Consider the following 2,382-nt stretch of genomic DNA (forward strand, 5'->3'; position numbering starts at 1 on the left):
AGCGGACTGAAGCGCGCTCTTGTGAGTGCGCTTAGGGGCGGTCGATGGGTCAGGTGACGGTGTTTTCAGGTCCGGAGCGGCGGCGCCGGTGGAGCGACGAGGAACGGCGGGAGATCCTGACCGAGGCGTTTTCGCCGGGGGCGTGCGTCGGCCATGTTTGGTGGCGCCACGATATCTCCTCGGCGTTGATCTATACGTGGCGGCGCAAGCTTCGCGACGCTCAAGCGCAGACGCTGCCCGAAGCCGTGCCCGGACCAGTGTTCGCCCAAGCGGTGATGGACGAAGACACAGCTGCGCGTGACCGCACTCAGCATCCTGCGATCATAGTTGAGCTTGCACGCGGCAAGCGGCTAAGCATTTTCGGGTCAGCATCACCGACCCAAGTCGCCGCTGCGCTGAGGGCGCTGCGATGATCCCGCCAAGCGCCCGGGTGTGGATCGCGATGGGCCATACCGATATGCGCAAAGGCATGCCGGGCCTTGCGTTGCTGGTTCAGCAGGGTCTGAAGCGTATTCCCCACGGCGGCGATCTATTCGTATTCCGCGGCCGCGCAGGCTCGCTGGTCAAGATCATTTGGCAAGACTGTATCGGCATGTCGCTCTATACCAAGCGGCTCGAGAAGGGCCGGTTCGTATGGCCTAGGGCCAAGGAGGGAACGGTGTCGCTGACCCCGTCGCAACTGGCCTGCCTGCTTGAGGGGATCGACTGGCGCAACCCGCAGTATTCCTGGCGACCGGCAAGCGCTGGATAATCGTAACGAGCCATCATTTTGCTTTTGCGGCAGGGGGGCGATGATGATTCACTCGCTCTCATGGAAGCCGCCGTCTAGCCCCTTCCGGACGACGTTGAAGCGCTCAAGGCGCTGCTGGTTTCCGCGCTCCAGAAGGCTGATGAGGCTGAGGCGAAGCTTGCCAATGCCCACGCCCGCGAGAGCGCCACCGAAGCGATCATCGCCCACCTCAAGCTGCAGATCGCCAAGCTGAGGCGCGAGCAATACGGCGCCAGCGCAGAACGCACCCGCCGCCTGCTCGATCAGATGGAGCTGCAGCTCGAAGATCTCGAGGCCGATGCAAGCGAGGATGATCTGGTTGCCGAGGAAGCGGCAGCGAAGACGACCGCCGTCACCGCCTTCGCGCGCATACGGCCCGCAAGAAAGCCGTTTCCCGATCATCTGCCGCGGACTCGCGTTGTCGTTCCAGCCCCCTGCTCATGCCCCGCATGCGGCAGCGACCGTCTCTCGAAGCTGGGAGAGGATGTGACCGAGACGCTCGAAGTGATCCCCCGCTCGTGGAAGGTCATTCAGACGGTTCGCGAGAAGTTCTCCTGCCGCGACTGCGAGAAGATCACACAGCCGCCAGCACCATTCCACGTGGTGCCGCGCGGATCGGCCGGACCAAGCTTTCTCGCCATGCTGCTCTTTGAGAAGTACGGCCAGAACCAACCCCTCAACCGTCAGGCTGAGCGGTTCGCCCGTGAAGGCGTGCCGCTCAGTGTCTCGACCCTTGCCGTTCAGGTCGGGGCCGCCGCCTTCGCGCTGATGCCGCTCTATCGCCTGATCGAAGCCCATGCTCTGGCCGCCGAGCGATTGCATGGCGATGACACCACCGTGCCAGTCATAGCGAAGGGCAAGACCGATACCGCCCGATTGTGGGTCTATTTACGCAATGATCGCCCGTTCGCAGGCACCGATCCGCCTGGCGCCCTGTTCCACTACTTGCGTGACCGGAGCGGCGAACACCCACGATCCCATCTCGCCTCATGGGCAGGGATCCTGCAGGCCGATGCCTATGGCGGCTATAACGAGCTTTACCGCGAGGGGTGCGAGCCCGCTCCCGTGCTCGAGGCGGCCTGCTTTGCCCATGCCAGGCGCAAGTTCTTCGAGCTGGCGGATGTCGAGGGTGCAGCTCGCCGGAGGAGCCGCGGCCAGCGCAGCAGCATGATCTATCCCATCGCGCTCGAAGCCGTGCAGCGGCTCGATGCGCTGTTCGACATCGAGCGTGAAATCAACGGCAAGACCTCTGCCGAGCGTCGCGCCGTCCGCCAGGAGCTCAAGCATTCACCCGGTTCCTCGATGATGGACGCATCTGTCTCACCAATAATGCCGCCGAGCGCCCGCCGCGCTGCATCCCGCTCGGCCGCAAAGCCTGGCTCTTCTGCGGCTCGGATCGCGGCGGACAGCGCGCTGCCATCCTCTACACGCTCATACAGACCGCGAGGCTCAACGACATCGATCCCCAGGCATGGCTTGCCGATGTCCTCGCCCGCATCGCCGAGCATCCCGTCCGACAGCTCGGCTAGCTCCTGCCCTGGAACTGGGCGCCTCGACCCTCCGCTATCGCAGCGTAAAAACTCACCACGCCGCGGCACTCACCGGATGGATAC

At 64.1% G+C, this 2,382-nt stretch carries 2 protein-coding genes and 1 pseudogene; all 3 read left to right on the forward strand.

Annotated elements, in window-relative coordinates; translation table 11 throughout:
• Nucleotides 1-44 precede the first annotated feature (44 nt).
• The 3 genes and pseudogenes from A9995_RS15655 to A9995_RS16395 all read left to right on the forward strand — a co-directional run bounded on the left by A9995_RS15655 (nucleotide 45) and on the right by A9995_RS16395 (nucleotide 2,298).
• A complete protein-coding gene (locus A9995_RS15655; protein ID WP_067614731.1) occupies nucleotides 45-413 on the forward strand; it encodes a transposase in 369 nt (122 codons plus the stop codon).
• Complete coding sequence (tnpB, locus tag A9995_RS15660; protein WP_067614733.1) at nucleotides 410-751, forward strand: IS66 family insertion sequence element accessory protein TnpB; 342 nt, start codon at nucleotides 410-412, stop codon at nucleotides 749-751. The genes A9995_RS15655 and tnpB overlap by 4 nt, the downstream gene beginning before the upstream one ends.
• Before the next feature lie 111 nt (nucleotides 752-862).
• A pseudogene (locus A9995_RS16395) lies at nucleotides 863-2,298 on the forward strand (IS66 family transposase).
• Nucleotides 2,299-2,382 lie beyond the last annotated feature (84 nt).

Origin of the sequence: Erythrobacter sp. QSSC1-22B (assembly GCF_001678665.1) — a bacterium.
In the GTDB taxonomy this organism is placed as follows: Bacteria; Pseudomonadota; Alphaproteobacteria; order Sphingomonadales; family Sphingomonadaceae; genus Qipengyuania.

Bases quoted from the DNA above. Each gene is read 5' to 3' on its own strand.
- A9995_RS15655 (WP_067614731.1), top strand. From the start codon at position 45: ATGGGTCAGGTGACGGTGTTTTCAGGTCCGGAGCGGCGGCGCCGGTGG.
- tnpB (WP_067614733.1), top strand. From the start codon at position 410: ATGATCCCGCCAAGCGCCCGGGTGTGGATCGCGATGGGCCATACCGAT.